The 19,418-nt window shown below is 47.7% G+C and carries 15 protein-coding genes and 1 tRNA gene; 12 read left to right on the top strand and 4 right to left on the bottom strand.

Annotation, left to right across the window (positions count from 1 at the left end):
- Positions 1–219: 219 nt before the first annotated feature.
- The gene (locus ACJMM4_RS01685; protein ID WP_405382802.1) at positions 220–1,782 is read right to left on the bottom strand and encodes a DUF4127 family protein; all 1,563 of its coding nucleotides are present in this window, start codon (positions 1,780–1,782) and stop codon (positions 220–222) included.
- Between the two features lie 500 nt (positions 1,783–2,282).
- On the opposite strand from ACJMM4_RS01685, the gene thrS reads away from it, so the two are divergent.
- The gene (thrS, locus tag ACJMM4_RS01680) at positions 2,283–4,073 is read left to right on the top strand and encodes a threonine--tRNA ligase (protein WP_405379516.1); all 1,791 of its coding nucleotides are present in this window, start codon (positions 2,283–2,285) and stop codon (positions 4,071–4,073) included.
- 274 nt (positions 4,074–4,347) lie between these two features.
- On the opposite strand, the gene ACJMM4_RS01675 is transcribed toward thrS, so the two are convergent.
- Both ACJMM4_RS01675 and ACJMM4_RS01670 read right to left on the bottom strand, forming a co-directional pair.
- A tRNA-Pro gene (locus tag ACJMM4_RS01675) sits at positions 4,348–4,424 on the bottom strand.
- 86 nt (positions 4,425–4,510) lie between these two features.
- Positions 4,511–4,846: a hypothetical protein gene (locus tag ACJMM4_RS01670; RefSeq protein WP_405379515.1), complete on the bottom strand. Its 336-nt coding sequence runs from the start codon at positions 4,844–4,846 to the stop codon at positions 4,511–4,513.
- A 162-nt stretch (positions 4,847–5,008) separates the two neighbouring features.
- On the opposite strand from ACJMM4_RS01670, the gene mscL reads away from it, so the two are divergent.
- Entirely contained in the window at positions 5,009–5,458 is a 450-nt protein-coding gene (gene mscL / locus ACJMM4_RS01665; RefSeq protein WP_405382800.1) for a large conductance mechanosensitive channel protein MscL, read from the top strand.
- 343 nt (positions 5,459–5,801) lie between these two features.
- On the opposite strand, the gene ACJMM4_RS01660 is transcribed toward mscL, so the two are convergent.
- Entirely contained in the window at positions 5,802–6,473 is a 672-nt protein-coding gene (locus tag ACJMM4_RS01660; RefSeq protein WP_405379513.1) for a metal-dependent hydrolase, read from the bottom strand.
- Between the two features lie 620 nt (positions 6,474–7,093).
- Here ACJMM4_RS01660 and ACJMM4_RS01655 point away from each other — a divergent pair.
- From ACJMM4_RS01655 to ACJMM4_RS01610, 10 genes are all read left to right on the top strand, one after another.
- Complete coding sequence (locus ACJMM4_RS01655; protein WP_405382798.1) at positions 7,094–10,498, top strand: DNA polymerase III subunit alpha; 3,405 nt, start codon at positions 7,094–7,096, stop codon at positions 10,496–10,498.
- A gap of 82 nt (positions 10,499–10,580) precedes the next feature.
- Positions 10,581–11,375 carry an electron transfer flavoprotein subunit beta/FixA family protein gene (locus ACJMM4_RS01650; protein ID WP_405381156.1) on the top strand — a complete coding sequence of 265 codons (795 nt, stop codon included), beginning with the start codon at positions 10,581–10,583 and terminating at the stop codon, positions 11,373–11,375.
- 11 nt (positions 11,376–11,386) lie between these two features.
- A complete protein-coding gene (locus tag ACJMM4_RS01645; RefSeq protein ID WP_405382796.1) occupies positions 11,387–12,586 on the top strand; it encodes an FAD-binding protein in 1,200 nt (399 codons plus the stop codon).
- A gap of 79 nt (positions 12,587–12,665) precedes the next feature.
- Positions 12,666–12,860 carry a hypothetical protein gene (locus tag ACJMM4_RS01640; RefSeq protein ID WP_405381152.1) on the top strand — a complete coding sequence of 65 codons (195 nt, stop codon included), beginning with the start codon at positions 12,666–12,668 and terminating at the stop codon, positions 12,858–12,860.
- A gap of 12 nt (positions 12,861–12,872) precedes the next feature.
- Positions 12,873–14,624 (top strand): pyruvate kinase, encoded by a 1,752-nt coding sequence (pyk, locus tag ACJMM4_RS01635; protein ID WP_405382794.1) that lies wholly within the window; start codon positions 12,873–12,875, stop codon positions 14,622–14,624.
- A 4-nt stretch (positions 14,625–14,628) separates the two neighbouring features.
- A complete protein-coding gene (locus ACJMM4_RS01630) occupies positions 14,629–15,567 on the top strand; it encodes a hypothetical protein (protein ID WP_405382792.1) in 939 nt (312 codons plus the stop codon).
- A gap of 134 nt (positions 15,568–15,701) precedes the next feature.
- Positions 15,702–16,583 carry a ribokinase gene (gene rbsK / locus ACJMM4_RS01625; RefSeq protein WP_405381146.1) on the top strand — a complete coding sequence of 294 codons (882 nt, stop codon included), beginning with the start codon at positions 15,702–15,704 and terminating at the stop codon, positions 16,581–16,583.
- On the top strand, positions 16,583–16,981 hold the full coding sequence (rbsD, locus tag ACJMM4_RS01620; RefSeq protein ID WP_405381144.1) for a D-ribose pyranase: 399 nt from the start codon (positions 16,583–16,585) through the stop codon (positions 16,979–16,981). The genes rbsK and rbsD overlap by 1 nt, the downstream gene beginning before the upstream one ends.
- Before the next feature lie 15 nt (positions 16,982–16,996).
- Positions 16,997–18,478, top strand: a complete 1,482-nt coding sequence (locus ACJMM4_RS01615) for a sugar ABC transporter ATP-binding protein (protein WP_405381142.1) — start codon at positions 16,997–16,999, stop codon at positions 18,476–18,478.
- Positions 18,479–18,481: 3 nt separating this feature from the next.
- Positions 18,482–19,411 (top strand): ABC transporter permease, encoded by a 930-nt coding sequence (locus ACJMM4_RS01610; protein WP_405381140.1) that lies wholly within the window; start codon positions 18,482–18,484, stop codon positions 19,409–19,411.
- Positions 19,412–19,418: the final 7 nt, after the last annotated feature.

Below are 19,418 nucleotides of genomic sequence, written 5' to 3'. Positions count from 1 at the left end.
GCCATGTTACCATATTCCGACTCACGTGCGATTTTTTAACGCTCATTTCGTGCAGAATCACAACGAAGATTCGCGGCCAATCTTGTTCGCAAAACAATTTGCTGTTCGGTTCGCTTCACTTCGGTGATTCTAAGCACTTATGAGCGAAAATCGCAATGATTCGTCTAGGAATATGGTAACTATGACTGGTTTTGTCCCAGCCTCTTTTTTAGTGCGCATTTATTCAATTTTTACATCGATTTCAAAAAGACGGTTCCACGGCAGGTCAATCTCAAATTGACAGTCTTTAGTTACAGCATATCTTTTTGCTAAGCGCTTAGCCTCTGTGTTAACGTATCTGGTAACGTCTTTAGCTGTGCGACCTAAATCATATTTCAAGTCTTCACGGTTGTGCTTAACCATTTCGTTAGAGATGCTGCTGCGGATATTGCTTTGATAGAACCAATCATCTATAAGACGTTGTTGGAGCAGTTTGCTCCTGCTATCTTCATCCATGTAGGCAGCCATAATGCCTTGGGCGATGGCGTAGCCAATGGCGTTATCGGCAGTGTTCCAACCATTGTAGGCTTGCAGGTTTTCGAGGATGCCTTCTTTGGCTAAAAACGCCATAAACCCGTTGTCGCCACCGTTGGAGTAGCTAATGTCGGCAAGGGAAATATCCCTACCTGCGTCAAGCTGTGCCTTTATCGTCTTGGTAAAGCTGCGGTTGGCTGGGGAGGCGAAGTATTGGTTGTCGTCGGCAGTAGAGTCTTTGCTGACGCCGTCAGTGGGGGCGTTGATGGCAAGGATAAGGTCAGCTTGGGCAGCGGTTTTGGCCTCTACTGCACCTGCAGCAAGGATTTGCTGGGGGACGGAGTCCTGCAGACGGGAATCGCTGTACTGGGGAAGAACGGCAGCACCGGGACCGGGACTGTACAGGGTATAAATGGCAGCAGTATTATTAGTTATTTCGTTGAAAGCACGGACGAGAAGCAGCAAACCCAATTGGTCCACACCGTCGATGATTTGGAAAGTGTGGGCAGGAGTGCCGAAGGTGTCTAAACTAAGGTGGCGTGCTTCCATGTGAGTTGCGGACAGGGGAGCGTTGTCGTCCTTGCCTACAGCAAGATAATGAAAACGTCCGTTAAGTGCCATACGGGTCAGCTTGGTATTTACTTTAAAATTCTTTTCCCTGCGTTCTAGCCAATCCTGCAGGTCTGCAGCAGGCAGCCTATCCGTAAGCATTTGCAGTTGGATTTCTTCGGCAGAAGTCAAACGGCGTTGATCTTTTTTGTCCATCAATTGAGTGTAGGCAAAAATATCAGGACCGATTTTGCTGTAGTAGGGAGGTTCTACGCGTCCTTTGCTAGCACGGGGGGTACGCATAATGGTGGAAAAAGTGAACAGATTAATGGGCAGTTTCTTCTTCAGTTCTCCCAGTCGTTGCAGTCTGTTACTCAATTCCGCCTCAGTATAGTGATGGGTACGGCTGGCTACCAGACCGCCGTAGAGCAGGCTGTCCGTACTGATGACAGCAGCATCTGCTTTGGGAGCTTTGTGCTCTAACCAGTCCAGCAGTTCTTCCGGTTTGCCGTTGCGGTCCACACTGCTGATGTATTTTTCCGGGGGCTGGATAATGGTGCAGCCTGCGGCTGTCATGGTTTGCTCTGCATAGGCAGCACATACAGGACGATTATCCAAAGGAATATAGATAATTGTAGGTGCCTTGGCGTAGGCGTTAGGCATAATAAAAATAGAAGCAAGGCACAAGGCTGTTTGCTTCAGTAAATTATAAATATTCATAACAAACTCCTCAAAAAAAAGAAATCCGCATAACTTGTGGTTACGCGGCTTCCTTCAATATTAATTCATACAGAGGAGAGCCGACGTTCCCAAGCCAGCTATCTCTTGCCATTATTATAAGCGTTTGCTTTGTCTTTGTCAAATTTTATTAACTTTAGCGGACTTGACAAGAACTGTCAGTGTGCTATAATAGGCTGTAGTTGAAATATTGTAACAGTAATGCGAAGGACTTGCCCTTGGGCTACTCCCTACAGAAAGTGCTGCCATGGCTGAGAGCAGCAGGGTAATACAGTGGGCGCACCGCCTTCAAACTGACTGCGGAAAGCATTTGCAAGTATGCCAGTCCGTACTACCGGCGTTAACGGTACCGAGTGGGTTTGTGTCATTACATAGACCAATGAGGGTGGAACCGCGGATAACTCCGTCCCTTTTTTGTGAGGGATTGGGGTTTATTTTTTGCCCGTCCTTCGCAGTTGACTATATGATTGGAGGAAAGAAACATGTCTGAAGAAAACAAATTTACCTTTGAAAACGAAGAATATCGCCGTACCTATTGGCACACCTGCTCCCACGTATTGGCGCAAGCTATGAAACGCCTGCACCCCGATGTAAAGCTGGCCATCGGTCCTTCCATCGAAAATGGTTTCTACTATGATTTCGATACTCCGGCTCCCTTCACTCCCGAAGATTTGGCAGATCTGGAAGCAGAAATGCGCAAAATCTGCAAAGAAAAGCTGAAATTGGAACGCTTTGAACTGCCTCGTGCTGAAGCAATCAAATTCATGGAAGAAAAAGAAGAGCCCTATAAGGTTGAATTGATTAACGACCTGCCGGAAGATGCAGTAATCAGCTTCTACAAACAAGGCGACTTTACCGATTTGTGCGCAGGTCCCCATTTGGATTCTACCGGCCGCATTAAAGGCAACGCTATTAAACTGACCTCTGCTACCGGTGCTTACTGGCGTGGCGATTCCAAACGCAAAATGCTGCAACGTATTTACGGTGTAGCTTTCCCCAAGAAAGAAGAACTGGATGCATATCTGGCACAACAAGCAGAAGCTTTGAAACGTGACCATAACAAACTAGGTCGCGAATTGGAATACTTCACTACCGTTGATTATATTGGTCAAGGCCTGCCCATTATGCTGCCCAAAGGTGCACGTGTAATCCAACTGCTGCAACGTTGGATTGAAGACACCGAGCAAAAACGCGGCTATCTGCTGACTAAGACTCCGTTGATGGCAAAACGCGACCTGTACCGTATTTCCGGTCACTGGGATCACTATCTGGATGGCATGTTCGTATTGGGCGATCCTCATGACGAAACTAAAGAATGCTTCGCTCTGCGTCCTATGACCTGCCCCTTCCAATACCAAGTATTCCTGAACCGCCAACGTTCCTATCGTGAACTGCCTATGCGTTTGGGTGAAACTTCCACCTTGTTCCGTAACGAGGACAGCGGCGAAATGCACGGCTTGATCCGCGTTCGCCAATTCACCATTTCTGAAGGCCATCTGATCATCCGTCCGGACCAATTGGAAGAAGAATTCCGTGGTTGCTTTGAACTGGCAAACTACTGCATGGAAACTTTGGGCTTGAAGGAAGACTGCTCCTTCCGCTTCTCCCAATGGGATCCTAACAACACCGATAAATATGAAGGCACTCCGGAACAATGGGAGCATGCACAAGGCGTTATGAAGAACATTCTGGACGATTTGGGCATTGATTACAAAGTTGGTATTGACGAAGCTGCTTTTTATGGTCCTAAACTGGACATCCAAATCAAGAACGTATTTGGCAAGGAAGATACTTTGATCACCATCCAAATTGATATGCTCTTGGCAGAAAAATTTGGTATGTACTATGTTGATGAAAACGGCGAAAAACAACTGCCCTACATCATCCACCGTACTTCCATGGGCTGCTATGAACGTACCTTGGCTCTGCTGATTGAAAAATATGCAGGTGCAATGCCTTGCTGGATTGCTCCGGAACAAGTTCGTTTCCTGCCCGTAACCGACCGCGCTGCTGATTATTGCTACGATTTGGCTCGCAAGCTGGAAGAAGGCGGCTATCGTGTAACTGTTGACGCACGTAGCGAAAAGATTGGCAAGAAGATTCGCGAAGCACAATTGGAAAAGATTCCGTATATGTTGGTTGTTGGCGACCGCGATATGGAAAACGGTACTGTTTCCCCGCGTCATCGCGCTAAAGGCGACCTGGGCGCTATGAGCTTTGACGATTTTGCAGCTATCCTGAAGGAAGCAGTAGATACTAAATCTAAAGAATAATAAAATACAATTTTTAAGACTTCGACTGTCATAATGATGGTCGAAGTCTTAATTTTTTCTCGCTTGCTGGATGCAGGTAAGCTACTAACGGCTGATGTTAAGAAAATCGAGAAAAGAGGCACTTTCAATTTGATTAGCATTAGGATTTTCCTAGTAGATTTTTAAACAAAAAGACAGGACGCACGAATCTTGTAAAAAAATTTGCAACCTGTCTTTTTACTTTGTTGGGAAAATAAAAAAGAACCGCACAGCATGCGGTTCTGATTTTTTAAATTGGTCGGGGCGGCGAGATTCGAACTCACGGCCTCTTGTACCCGAAACAAGCGCGCTACCAAACTGCGCCACGCCCCGACTTAGGTTGTTTGCTGAGCACATCAGCAACGAATAATATTATAAAGCAAAACTGTAGCCTTGTCAACTACTTTTTGCTTTATTTTTTAGCCTTGGGTAACTACGCGAATGCTGGTTACTTCAAAAGCTTCTGCAATAGCAGGCAGAATTTCGCGTTCGATGTTGGTGCGGTGCAGTTCGCTTTCTGCTACCAGCATGATGCGGGTGTCAGCATAGTTAATGTTGTGCACTTTGCTTACCAAGCGCTTAAAGGTTTCTTCGCCAATGATTTCTTTCAGCTTTTGCAGGCGGGCAAAAACTTCTGGTTTTTCTTTTTGCATACGTTCTTCCAGAGGGGAGAAGGGGATGGTTACAACGCGGGCGTCTCGAGCCAGGACGTAATTTTCCTCGCCCTCGCCAGGTACTACTAAATCTTCACGCATTTTTTTATTCCTCCAAACTTTTAATATAAGTGAACTCGCTTTGTGCAAGATTTGTTCCCTAATATTATATGTCAGGAATAGTTTTCAGTCAAGCAGCAGGAATTTTTGCTTGTGGGTAGAATAGTAGAATAAGTGTGAAAAAGATACATGGGAGGTAGTTTTATGTCCTTTAAGGAAGATTTTAAAAAGTTTGCTATGCGCGGCAATGTTATAGATATGGCTGTTGGCGTTATCGTTGGCGGCGCGTTCGGCAAAATTGTAGGTTCTTTGGTTAATGATGTGATTATGCCGCCCTTGGGCATGATTGTAGGCAAGATGGATTTCACTAATCTATTTATTGCTCTTAACGGTAAGGAGTACGCTACTTTGGAGGCTGCCAAGAAGGCAGGTGCGCCTGTACTTGCTTACGGCAGCTTTGTTAATACGGTGCTGAACTTTTTGATTTTGGCGTTTGTTGTCTTTATGATGATTCGCCAAATTAATAAGCTGACACCTCCGCCTGCGCCGAAACCGGAACCGCGTCTTTGCCCTTATTGCAAATCTGAGATTGCTGATGACGCAACCCGTTGTCCGCACTGCACTTCCATTCTGGAAGATGTAAAAGAAGCATAGGAGAATACAAAAAAAGGCTGTGACATCAGTCATTACTATCATATTCCCAGACGAATCATTAGCGATTTTAGCTTATTTCTAACCCCTCAGACACCCACACCACAAAGTGGTATGGGTGCCAACTCCCCTAACAGGGGAGCCAAGACACTTTGGCTTTGCTGCTGAATGGTTACTAAATATTCTAAGTAACCTAAAGAAAAATATTAAAGTGCCTAGTTCCCCCTGTCTAGGGGGATGCCATCTATGCGTAGCAGGATGGCAGAGGGTTATGTAAGCTCAAAAATCGCGAGTGAGGCGGGGATATGATAAATGACAATATATGTCACAGCCTTCGTTTTTTTATTTATTCTATATCAATAACTTCGCCGGGTTTAACGATTAGAACTTTGCTTGCAGTTTTGCTTTCCACATCAGCTTTGAAGGCATTCACATCTTGAGTGATGGGTGGCCAAGTGTTGTAGTGGATGGGAATAACGTTTTTGGCTTGCAGGAATTCGCAGGCAATAGCTGCATCGTGGGGGTCCATGGTGAAGTTACCACCGATGGGGAGCACTGCATAGTCGAAGGGATCCAGCTTAGGCAAAAGCTGCATATCGCTAAAGAGGGCGGTGTCGCCTGCAAAATACAATTTGGTGCCGTAGAAATCAACGACAAAGCCGCACGCATGGCCGCCGGGTACGCCTGCGCCATGGAAGGCAAGGGTTACACGTACTTTGCCGAAGGGGAATTTATAAGTGCCGCCTAAGTGCATGCCGTGTGCTTTACAGCCTGCTGCTTCCGCCATGCCGGCGATTTCTGCTGTGGAAATAATGGTTGCGCCACAGTTTTTAGCAATTTCAAAAGCGCTGCCCAGATGGTCGAAATGACCGTGGCTGATGAAGATATAATCAACTTTAATATCATTAGGAGTTAAGCCTTCAGGATTACCGTCCAGGAAGGGGTCGAAGATAATGGCAGAATCATTTTTTGCTACAACGAAGCAAGCATGGTTGATATAATGGAATTTTGCTGTCATAAAAATAACCTCCTTTGCAGTTCGCCCTTCGCGTTAGTAGCGAAAAGCACCTGTACTTACACTACTATTATACTAGATTTTCGTCTGCTTGTGAATGAACTTTCTGTGACGTGGGCAAGGTATAGATTAGGATAAACAAATATTTGACAACTGGCTTGGAGATGCTATATAATAAAAGCAAGAAGACAACCGCCCACTGGGTGGGTTGCCGAGTTTTATAAGATAAGAAAAACTACCCGGACTCGGTCAAAGTATAGGGTAGTTTTTCTATGTTCGGCATTACTTTTTTACAGAAATGAATGTGAGTAATGCTATGAGGAAAATGCCAAAGGACATTAAGTCCTGAAAGGTATAAATCTCCATAGACATCACCTCCGTTCGTTATGAACTTCGGCAATGACCACCCTGTAACACGGTTGTCACGAATATTATAGCATGTTAAGTGAACGAAAGCAAACGTTAATGCGAATAACGGAGAAAATGTTCTCGTAAAATTATTCATGTCCTACGCTGGGTGCAGTAATGTATGGCACGGCGTGGGCTTTTCTTATTTTTGCAGGAGTCTAGAAAAAGTTGTATAATATTTCTATGTGAAATTTGCATTGGAGGCAGGTTGATTTATGAATAAACGCTTTACTCATTTGCACGTCCATACGGAATACAGCCTGCTGGACGGTGCATCAAAGATATCGGAACTTGTTGCCTATGCCAAAGAGTTAGGCATGGACAGTTTGGCGATTACGGACCACGGTGTTATGTACGGCGTGGTGGATTTTTATCAAGAGTGTACCAAGCAGGGCATCAAGCCAATCATTGGCTGCGAAGTCTATCTCTGCAACGGTTCTCATTTTGAAAAGAGTCAACGCGGTATGTACCATTTGATTCTTTTGGCGGAGAATGATACAGGCTATCACAACTTGATGAAGATTGTTAGTGCTGGACAGGTCGAGGGCTTCTACTACAAGCCTAGGGTGGACAAGGACGTACTGCGCGCTTACAGTGAAGGCATCATCTGCCTCAGTGCCTGTGTGGCAGGCGAACTGCCCGTACTGGTACTGCAGGAAAATATGGAAGGTGCACGCCGCTGTGTGCAGGAATATATTGACATTTTCGGCAAGGACAATTACTTTTTGGAGATTCAAGACCATGACTTGCCGGAGGAACGCCGTGTGGCTGCAGGGCTCAAGCAGCTTGCCCAAGAGTTTGGCGTGGGTTTGGTGGCAACCAACGACTTGCATTATGTCCGCAGGGAGGACGCAGTGGCGCAGGATGTGCTGTTGTGCATCCAAACTACCAGCACGGTAGATCAACCGGACCGAATGCGCTTTAATAACGACAGCTATTATTTGAAAAGCTATGACGAAATGGCGGAGCGCTTTGGGGATTGTCCGGAGGCTCTAGAAAACACAGCGAAGATTGCTGACCGTTGCAATGTACAGTTGGAGTTCGGTCATTTGCTTTTGCCGGAATTCCCTGTGCCGGAAGGCTTTGACGCCTGCACTTACTTACGCCATTTGTGCGAGGAAGCCTTGCCCAAGCGTTACGAAGTAGTGGACGAGCAAGTGCGCCAGCGCTTGGAGTACGAACTGAAGATTATTCACGATATGGGCTATGATTGTTATTTCCTTATTGTTTGGGATTTTATCAATTACTGTAGGGAGCACGATATCCCTGTGGGTCCCGGTCGTGGCAGTGCAGCAGGCAGCGTGGTAGCTTACCTGTTGCGTATTACTAATATTGAGCCTTTGCGCTATCATTTGCTTTTTGAACGCTTTTTGAATCCTGAACGTGTCAGCATGCCTGATATTGATACGGATTTCTGTTATGAAAAGCGTAACCAGGTGTTGGAATACGTGTTGCACCGCTACGGCAAGGAACGTGTAGCGCAGATTATTACTTTCGGTACCTTGCAGGCACGAGCTGCGGTGCGTGATGTGGGCAAAGCTTTGGGCATGAGTTATGCTTCCGTGGATGAAGTTGCCAAAATGATTCCTAGGGAGCTGGGCATTACCTTGGACAAAGCGTTGGTGGGCTGCAAGGATTTGAAACAGGCTTACGAAGTTCGTCCCGAAGTAAAGAAACTCATCGATTTGGCGCGCAGTGTAGAGGGCATGCCCCGTAATGCAGGCACTCACGCTGCAGGCGTTATTATCGCACCCCATGATTTGAAAAATTACGTGCCCCTGCAGCTTGGCGCTGAAGGCGGCATTATTACCCAATATGATAAAGACAAGGTAGAGGGCTTGGGCCTCTTGAAAATGGACTTTTTGGGGCTGCGTACCTTGACCGTTATTGGCGACTGTATTCGCTTTATCAAAGAAACCACCGGAGAAGTGGTGGACATTGACAATATTCCTTTAGACGATCCTGCTACCTGCGCTATGCTGCGCCGTGGCGATACTGCCTGCGTTTTCCAACTGGAGTCCGCAGGTATTACCAAGCTGCTGGTGGACTTGGAGCCGGAAAGCTTTGAGGATTTGATTCCTTTGGTAGCTCTGTACCGCCCCGGTCCTTTGGGAACGGGTATGGCGGAAGACTTTATCGCAGGGCGTCACGGCCAGAGGACGGCAGAAGTGCTACATCCTTTAATGGAGCCTATTTTGGAGGATACCTACGGCGTTATCCTGTACCAAGAACAGGTAATGCAGATTACTTCTGCTCTTGCAGGCTTCAGCCTTGGTCAAGCGGACATTATGCGCCGCGCCATGGGCAAAAAGAAAGCTTCCGTACTGGCATCCATGCGTCAAGACTTTGTAGACGGCGCCAAACGGGAACACGATATTCCCGAGGCGCTGAGCGGGCGTGTCTTTGATTTGCTGCAGCATTTTGCAGGCTACGGCTTTAATAAATCCCACTCCGTTGCCTATGCTTTGGTAGCGTACCAGACGGCGTACTTAAAAGCCCACTGGTTACCCCAGTTTATGGCAGCCTTTTTAAACAGTGTGATTACTGATGCGGATAAATTGAGCTGGTATATTGCTGTGTGCCGTAATTACGGTATTTCCATCCTGCCTCCGGACGTAAACGAAAGCGGTCTGCACTTTACGGTACACGCCAATAAGTCCATCCGTTTTGGGTTAGCAGGCATTCGCGGTGTGGGCGATACAGCGGTCAACGAGATTATTGCAGCCCGCGCTGATGGACCTTTTACGGGTATTGAAGATTTTTGCAACCGCGTAAGCATGCGCATCGTCAACAAGCGGGTAGTGGAGAACTTGATCCGCTGCGGTGCCATGAACTCCTTTGGCTATAAGCGCTCCCAACTGCTGGCGGTGTTGGACCAAGCTGCGGACCAAGGCGCTGCGGTGCAGAAAGACCGCGCCAGTGGTCAGCTTGGCTTGTTTGACGATAACGAAGATATAAGCTATAGTAATGTGCGGATTCCCCAGCTGGACGAAATGCCCAAGCAGATTATCCTGCAAAACGAGAAGGAGCTTTTGGGCTTCTACGTAACGGATCACCCTCTGAGCGAATATAAAGAAGTGTTGAAACGCTATATGCCCTTATACCAATTCGTTGGCGATACTTCCTTCACTGATGGACAGCAGGTAAAGGTGGCAGGTATTATTTCTTCCTGCACCATCAAAACAACTAAAAAGGGCGACACTATGGCGCTCTTGACTTTGGAAGACTTAACAGGTCGCTTTAACGTTATTGTCTTTGCTAAAACCTATCATCGATTCTTGAAAGAGGTTTATCAAGACAACGTGGTTGCCATTGAGGGACGCTTTAGTGTGGATGAGCGGGAAAGCAAGATTGTGGCCATGGTTATCAGCAAGCTTTCTACTGCCGCACCCAAAGCAGTATACCTTAAAATCGAGCCCTATTTAGAAAATCCTTTGGTGCAAAGGGAACTGATGCAGGCTTTCCAAAGCTTTAAAGGTAATGATGTGGTTTATTTAAAATTGATGGGCTCCCGCAAGCTGATTAAGACCACGGACAACTTTTGGGTGGATAGCAGTGCCCCCGGTTTCAAGGATGCTATGGAAAAAATCTTGGGAAAAGGGTGCATTATTGAGAAATAGAGAGAATAGACTTGCAAGTCTATACGAAAAAATGGTAAAATAAGAGCATGAATATGTTCATAACATTGCAAGGAGGATGCAAATGAATATTATAGTATGTATTAAACAAACGCCTGATACGGCAACCGTAAAATTCAACCCCGAAACCCGCACTCTGCTGCGTGAGGGCGTAGAAAACATTATGAACCCCTTTGACCGTCAGGCTTTGGAAACCGCACTGTGCTTGAAGGATAAGGAAGGCGCTAAAGTAACTGTTGTTACCATGGGCCTGCCCCAAGCTGCTGACGTGCTGAAAGAAGCAATCGCTATGGGTGCAGATGATGCTGCCCTGATTACTGACCGTGCGCTGGCAGGTTCCGATACTTTGGCAACCAGCGTAGCTTTGGCTGCCGCTATTAAACATTTGGGCGAATTTGATTTGGTACTCTGCGGCAAGCAAGCTGTAGACGGCGACACTGCCCAAGTTGGTCCGGAAATCGCTGAACATTTGGGCATTCCCCAAATCACCGGCGCTCTGAGCCTGCAATATGTTGACGGCAAATTCGTAGCAGAACGCGAAAATGAAAGCTGCTCTATGACTTTGGCTGCTGCAGCTCCCCTGCTGGTTACCATTACCAAGGCTGAAAAAGAACCTCGCTTTGCTAGCATTAAAGGCAAAATGAAAGCTCGTAAGGCTAAGATCCCCACATTGACTGTTGCTGACTTGGGCTTGGACGAAGCAACTGTTGGTCTGTCCGGTTCTCCGACCAAAGTTAGAAAAGCATTCTCTCCCATGCCGCCGGAAATCCACAGCGAAATCATCGCTGAAGAAGATGCGGATGTAGCAGTAGATATGCTGATGGAAAAGCTTGTACAAGCGCAAATTATTTCTCGCTGAGGTGAATGTAGATGGCAATGAAAGTAGATAGAGAACAATGTATTGGCTGTGAGTCCTGCATGGCAGTTTGCCCCGTAGGCGCGATCAGCATGGTAGACGGCAAGGCTATGATTGACAGCGAAACCTGTATTTCTTGTGGCGCTTGCGTAGGCGAATGCCCGGTGGAAGCAATTGCTCCCGAAGGCGGCGCTGCTGAAAAGAAAGAAGTAGCTAATTCCCAAGGTGCAGACCTGTGGGTAATCGCTGAGCTGGAAAACGGCGAGCCCATGAACGTAACTTACGAACTGCTGGGCGCAACCACCGAACTGGCTGCTAAAGCCGGCGAAAAATGCTGCGCAGTTCTGATTGCTGCAGAAGCAGGCGATATTCCGCAAAAATTGATCGCTGCAGGCGCAGAAAAAGTTTATGTTGTTGCTGACGCTAAATATGCTGATTACAACACCGAATTATATACCGATGCAGTTTGCCAACTGGTAGAAACCTACAAACCTTCCGCTTTGGTTCTGGGTGCTACCGCTGACGGCCGCGACCTGGCTCCCCGTGTTGCAGCACGTCTGCACACCGGCCTGTGCGCTGACTGCACCGCTATCGATATGACCGAAGACAAACTGGTTGCTTGGACCCGTCCTGCACTGGGCGGCAACATCTACGCTACCATCGTTTGCGACGAACACCGTCCGCAAATGGGCACCGTTCGTCCGAAAGTTTTCAAAGCTTTGGCTGCAGATCCTTCCCGTACCGGCGAAGTTATTACCTTCACTCCGGCAGCAGGCGCTGAATCCAAAGTTGAGCTGTTGAAGAAATCCGCTCTCAGCGGTGGCAATACCATCAAAATCGAGGACGCAGAAGTTATCGTTTCCGGCGGCCGCGGCATGGGCAGCCAAGACAAATTCGCTATGCTGGAAGAACTGGCAGCCCTGTTTGAAAATGGTGCTGTAGCAGGCTCTCGTGCAGTTGTTGACGAAGGCTGGCTTACCCATTCCCAACAAGTTGGTCAATCCGGCAAAACCGTTGCTCCTCACATTTACTTCGCCTGCGGTATCAGCGGTGCTATCCAGCACTTGGCAGGCATGAAGGATTCCGATATTATTATCGCTATTAACAAAGATGCTAGCGCGCCCATCTTCTCCGTAGCTCATTATGGCATCGTTGGCGATGTTAACGTCATCCTGCCGAAACTGATCGCTAAGATCAAAGCTTACAAAGAATAAAATACGTATCATTGGGAGAGGTTGGGACAAGTAGCTTTTGTCCTAGCCTCTTTCTTGCTACTTGAAGGAGTATGTAACTATGTGGAAGGTACTCTACATCGCCACCACCGATGCGCAATGCCAGAAAATCCGCACCTTGCTGGAACAGAACGGTTTTCTGGTGCAGGTAAAAAGTGCTGGCGGTAAGCATAATAAAGCCTATGAAATCTGTGTGCCCGTATCCGAGGCGGAAGATGCCTACGAGGTACTGTGCGAGAACAAGTTTCAGTGCTAGGGGGTCGATTGAATGAAGAAAACTAAAATTATTTGCACCATGGGTCCCAGTACGGATAATGTAGCTTTGCTGGAAAAAATGATGTTGGCAGGTATGGACCTGGCTCGTTTCAACTTTTCCCACGGCAACCATGAGGACCATGGCAAACGCTTGGCTTTAGTGCGTGAAGCTGCCAATAGCGCAGGCAAAGTCATTGCTACCATCGCTGATACTAAAGGACCGGAAATGCGTTTAGGTCTTTTTGCCGGCGGTAAAGTTGTTTTGAACGAAGGTGACGAGTTCACCTTGACTACGGAAGAATACATGGGCGATGCTCACAAGGCCCATGTTAACTATGCAGGTCTCCCGGAAGAATTGAACGTAGGCAGCAGCATCCTCTTAGCTGACGGCTTGCTTTCCCTGCGCGTTACTGCCATTGACGGCTGTGAAATCCACACTGTGGTTGTCAATGGTGGCGAAGTAAGCAATCGTAAGCGTGTTGCCTGCCCCGGTGTAGAATTAAAGCTGCCCTTCCTGTCCGAGCAGGATAAGTCCGACATTCTTTTTGCTGCTGAAAATGAGATGGACTACGTAGCAGCTTCCTTTGTGCAAAAGGCGGATGACGTTATTGCTATTCGCAAAGTATTGGAAGAAAATGGCTACAGCATGGGCATTATCTCTAAAATTGAAAACGCTGCCGGCGTAGAGCATATTGATGAGATTATTGAAGCTTCCGATGGCATTATGGTTGCCCGCGGCGATTTGGGCGTAGAAATTCCTACGGAAGATGTACCTTTGGTACAAAAAGACATCATTGCCCGCTGCAATAAAGCAGGCAAGCCTGTTATTACTGCTACCCAGATGTTGGAAAGCATGGTTAACAGCTACCGTGCTACCCGCGCTGAAGCCAGCGACGTTGCCAACTCTATTTTTGACGGCAGTGATGTAATTATGCTCAGTGGCGAGACTGCATCCGGCAAATATCCTTTGGAAGCAGTAGAGACCATGGCGAAGATTGCCGTACGCACGGAGAAATCCTTGGATTATGTGGATATTTTCCGCAAGAAGGGTATCAGTGAGCGCATTCATTCCACTGACGCTATCAGCCATGCTACAGCGCAGATTGCTCAGGAAATCAAAGCGGATGCTGTTTTGACCATTACGGAATCCGGCTTTACTGCTAGGATGATTGCTAAATATAAACCTAATTCCAAGGTTGTGGCTGTGTCCCGTCTGCCTAAGAGCGTGCGGGCAATGCAGCTGTATTGGGGCGTGGAACCTTTGCTGGGACCCTACAGCGCCAATACTGACGAAATGATTGAAATGTCTTTGCAATGTGCGCTGCGTAACGGCGCCATCAGCTACGGTGCTTCCGTAGTTATTACAGCCGGTGTGCCCATCGGTACTCCGGGTAGTACGAATTTAATCAAGGTGGTAACAGTGGGAAATAAATTAATCAGCGGTACCGGTATCGGCAAACGCTCCGTAACCGGCAAGCTGTGCGTATGCAGCACCGCAGCAGACTTTAGCTCTAAATTACAAAAAGGCGATATTTTGGTAGTGGACGTCCTCAACGACGAATACGTACCTGCTGCCAGCAGTAAAGCAGCTGCGATTATTGCGGAAGAAGGCGGCCTGACCAGTTCTACCGCTATTGTGGGCATTACTTGCGGCCTGCCCGTTATTGTAGGCGCAGCTAAAGCCTCTACTGTGCTGCCTGACGGTGCTTTGGCAACCCTCGACCCCGTAGCAGGCGTTGTTTACGAAGGCGATATTAACCTGTAAGCTTATGGATAAGTCATTAGCTTTAGATGTCTGCCTTGCTCTCCGCCAAGGTAGGGAGGAGGACGCAAGGCAGGGCTTTGGGCAGATTATGGCAGTGGCGGATGCACCGTTGTGGTTAGCGCTAGCGGAAGACGTGCTGCTAGGAGCGCTGCGCTGCCGCAGACAGGATTTGTTCGCTCAATGGTACGCGGAAGCGGGGAAGCATTTTTGCCGGCTTATGGCTCAGGGCGACCTAGCGGAAGCAGGGCGCCAATGGCTTTTGGCAGTGGCTTTTGCCGTCTGTGACAGGCGGGAGGTAGAGCCGCAGCTTTTGCGCAAGCCTGCTTGCGCTTGGCTGCGGAAGTACGGTGCTACGTCTAGTGCAGATAACTTTTGGAGCGAATGGTTGAATCTGGCGGCGCGGATGGCAAGGCGCGGTTGGCGCAGCCAAACTACATTGCTTTTAGAAATCGTCCTGTGGGGTGCAGTACGCCACAATGACATCAAGTTTTGGCAGAATATTTTGGGACAGCTAGGACTGCATTTTACAGTGTACGCCCGTTGGGACGGTTTCCCTAACGCTTGCGCTGCCTACCCCGAACTGCAGCTGCTCTACCTATTGCTGGTACGGCGCGCAGGGAAGGCAGGCGTAGCCCCTGCACTGCAGGTTGCTTATCTGCAGTTGGCATTGCGCAGTATTCGTGATATGGTGGCCAATGTTTCCCGCAGTACTATGGTGGACGATATGGACATCTTCCGCCAATGGTATCAATACCTGTGGCAAATGGCAGGAGAGGACAAGCAGAGAAAGGGACGGTTACGCCTGCTGTGGCAGCTTGCCATCCGTTATTGGCAGGGCACCCGTCCCAAAACCAGTCGCAAGCAGGTACGTTATCTGCAGGATTTGCTGGAGCCCAGCGCTATTACTACAGCCTACGAAAAATTGCTGCAAAGCGTGATTTAGACAAGAGTTTTGTAAAATTTGTAAAATTTACGGGAATTTTTTGTTGTGTTGTGGTATAATATCCCGATGGATATTGTTTAGTATAGCTTTAATATGTGTTAAGGTAAGATAATTTACGTTTTGAGGTAGAAATTATGGCTAAAATCGTAGTAATCGGCAGCTGTAATATTGATATTACAGTGGAATGCGATCGCTGGGCCAAACCCGGTGAGACCATTTTTGGCAACCGTCTGACTGTTTCTCCCGGTGGCAAAGGCGCTAACCAAGCGGTAGCAGCTGCACGTTTAGGGGCAGATGTAACCATGGTAGGCTGCATCGGCGATGATGTATACGGCCAACTGGTGCTGAAAGCTTTAAAGGAGAATAATGTTAACTCCGATTATGTAAAGGTGCTGCCCGGTGAAAACAGCGGTACTGCCCATATTACTGTTGCGGAGGATGACAATAGCATTATTGTAATCAAGGCTGCCAATGATTTGGTGAGCCCTGCTTTGATTGACGAAGCGTGGGAGGCTATCAGCCAAGCGGACATGGTGCTTCTGCAGCACGAAATCCCTGCGGCTACCAATGCCTACGTTATTGAAAAATGCTTTGCTGCAGGTGTCAAAGTTATGCTTAACCCTGCGCCTGTTGCCCCCGTGCCTGCAGAGCTGTTGGAAAAGGTTACCTACCTGACTCCCAACGAGCATGAAGCTGCCATCCTTTTTGACGGCCAAGGCAAGGCGGATATTTTAGGCCGCAACCAAGGCAAAGTAATCATGACCTTGGGCAGCAAGGGCGTAGCCTATGCGGAAAAGGGCCAAGTTTACAATGTGCCCGGGTTCAAGGTACAGCCTGTGGATACAACCGGTGCCGGAGATACCTTTAACGGTGCTTTTGCTGTAGCCCGCGCCAATGGCAAGTCCATGTACGATAGCATCAGCTTTGCTAACGCTGCTGCTGCGCTTTCTGTGCAGAAGCTGGGTGCCCAAGGCGGTATGCCTTATCTTAATGAAGTAGAGGAGATGCTGAAATAATGCAAAAGGGTGGAATGTTGAACAGCGCTATTGCTAAGGTTCTGGCTGATTTAGGTCATACCGATACCATCGTTATCGGTGATTGCGGTCTGCCCGTACCTCAAGGCGTGCAAAAGATAGATTTGGCTTTGAAGCCCGGTACACCTTCCTTTATGGAAGTTGTGGCTGAAGTTGCTAAGAACATGGTTATTGAAAAAGTAGAAATCGCCAGCGAAATGGAAGAACGCAATCCTGCTGTGTTTGCAGCTATGAAGGAGCTGTTCCCCACGGAGCAATGGATTATGGATGTGGATCACGAAGCTTTTAAAGAAGCTACTAAAAAAGCGAAATGCGTTATCCGCACCGGCGAAATCACTCCCTATGCCAATGTCATCCTGCATAGTAACGTATTCTTCTAATAAGGTGGGATACCTATGGAGATAGAATTAAGAAATATTCATAAAGCCTTTGGTACGAACCAAGTATTAAAAGGCGTCAATTTAAAATTGAAGAGCGGTGAAGTCCATGCCCTGATGGGCGAAAACGGTGCCGGCAAATCCACCCTTATGAACATCTTGACCGGTATTCATAAGCAGGATGAAGGCCAGATTTTCGTGGACGGCAAGGAAGTAAGCTTTAAAAATCCTTTGGAAGCAGAAGCTCATGGTATTGCCTTCATCCACCAAGAGCTGAATATTTGGCCTAACCTGAGCATTTTGGAGAACCTGTTTATGATGCACAGCGTGTCCAATAGCTTTGGTGTGCTGGATTTTAAGGAAATGCGCCGTATTGCGGAAGAAAAGTGCAAAGAGATTGAGATTGATTTGCCTTTGGATGCGGAAGCAGGGGAATGTTCCGTGGGGCAACAGCAGATGACGGAAATCGTGCGTAACCTTTTGGTAGATGCCAAAGTGGTAATTATGGACGAACCTACTGCTGCTTTGACGGAAAGAGAAACGGAAAAGCTGTTTGAAGTAATGCGTTCCTTGAAAAAGAGGGGCGTAGCCATGGTCTATATTTCCCACCGTATGGAAGAAGTGTTCAATAACTGCGATACCATTACCGTTATGCGTGATGGTGTTTCCGTTGCAACCAAGCCTGTAGGGGAATATTCCTTGGGCGATATTGTTCACGATATGGTTGGCCGTTCCATTACGGAGTTCTACCCGCCCCGCCGCAACAAGCCCGGTGAAGTGGTGTTGGAGGTTAAAAACTTCCACCAAAGTGGTCTTTTCCACAATATCAACTTTAATCTGCGCAAAGGCGAGATTTTAGGCGTAGCTGGCTTGATGGGTGCAGGCCGTACGGAAATCATGCGTGCTATCTTCGGCGTGGACGGCTGTGAAAGTGGCGAACTTGTGCTGAAGGGCAAGCCTTTGGTTATTAAAAAGCCGGAAGATGCCATTAACGCAGGCATTGGCTTTGTTACGGAGAACCGTAAGAGCGAAGGTTTGATTTTGGAGTTTTCCATTATGCGCAATATTGCTCTGCCCAGTGTGGATAGTTTTGCGAAGAAGACTGTGATCAACTTCCGTGATTTGACTGCTTTTGCCAGCGAAATGGCGACTAAGCTGGGGGTAAAGGCTGCAGACCTTGATTTGGAAGCAGGCGCCCTGTCCGGCGGCAACCAGCAAAAAGTCGTTATTGCTAAATGGGTGGGCATGAAGCCCGACATCATTATTATGGACGAACCTACCCGCGGCATTGACGTAGGCGCGAAACGCGATATCTACGAGCTGATGAACGAACTTACTGCTGAAGGCGTTTCTATTATTATGGTTTCCTCCGAGCTGCCCGAAGTTTTGGGCATGAGCGACCGTATCATGGTTATCCATGAAGGACGCATTGCCGGAGAACTGCTTCACGACGAAGCGGATCAGGAAAAAATCATGTCACTGGCAACGGGAGGGCAATAAAAAATGAATGTAAAAGCAATGTTGAAAAAATCCGGTTCCGTTATCGGACTGGTGGCGCTGTTTGCAGTAATCTCCTGCTTGAACAGCAGCTTTATCGACCCCAGCAACTTGAAGAACCTGCTGCGTCAGGTTTCCATCAACGCGCTGATTTCTTTCGGTATGACTTTCGTCATCCTCACCGGCGGCATCGACTTGTCCGTTGGCAGTATTTTGGCTTTGTCCAGCGTAGTTATGGGCAGCTTTATTAAAAGCGGTATGGACCCTGTTCTGGGCATTGTGCTGGCGTGCCTTTTAGGCGCTATTTTAGGCTCCGTTAACGGTCTGGTTATTACCTACGGCAAGGTAGCGCCTTTTATCGCTACTTTGGCGACCATGACCATTTTCCGCGGCCTGACTTTGGTTTATACCAACGGCAACCCCATCAGCAGCTTGACTGAAGACGAATTGTTCCACACCTTCGGCCAAGGCTATTTCTTCGGTTTGCCTGTGCCTGCGGTAATGATGCTGATTATGTTCGGCGTCCTTTATTTCATCCTGCATAAGACTACTTTAGGCCGCAAAACCTACGCTGTAGGTGGCAACGAAAAGGTTTCCTATATTGCAGGTATCAAAATCGAACGCATTAAGATTTTTGCTTATACCGTTACCGGTTTTCTGTGCGGTATGGCAGGTGCTATCCTCACCAGCCGTCTGAACAGTGCTCAGCCCACTGCAGGCACCGGTTATGAGCTTGATGCTATCGCTGCCGTTGTTTTGGGCGGCACCAGCCTTAGCGGCGGTAAAGGCCGTATTGTGGGCACCATCATCGGTGCTTTGATTATCGGCACTCTGAACAATGGCTTGAACATTTTGAATGTATCCAGCTTCTATCAACAAGTTGTCAAAGGTATTGTAATTTTACTGGCAGTCCTCATGGACCGCAAAAAAGCTTAGGAGGAAT

Source organism: Phascolarctobacterium sp. (assembly GCF_045124115.1).
Taxonomy (GTDB): domain Bacteria; phylum Bacillota; class Negativicutes; order Acidaminococcales; family Acidaminococcaceae; genus Phascolarctobacterium_A.
The sequence above is the reverse complement of the archived record's forward strand: the minus strand, read 5'-3'. Positions and strand labels throughout refer to the sequence as shown.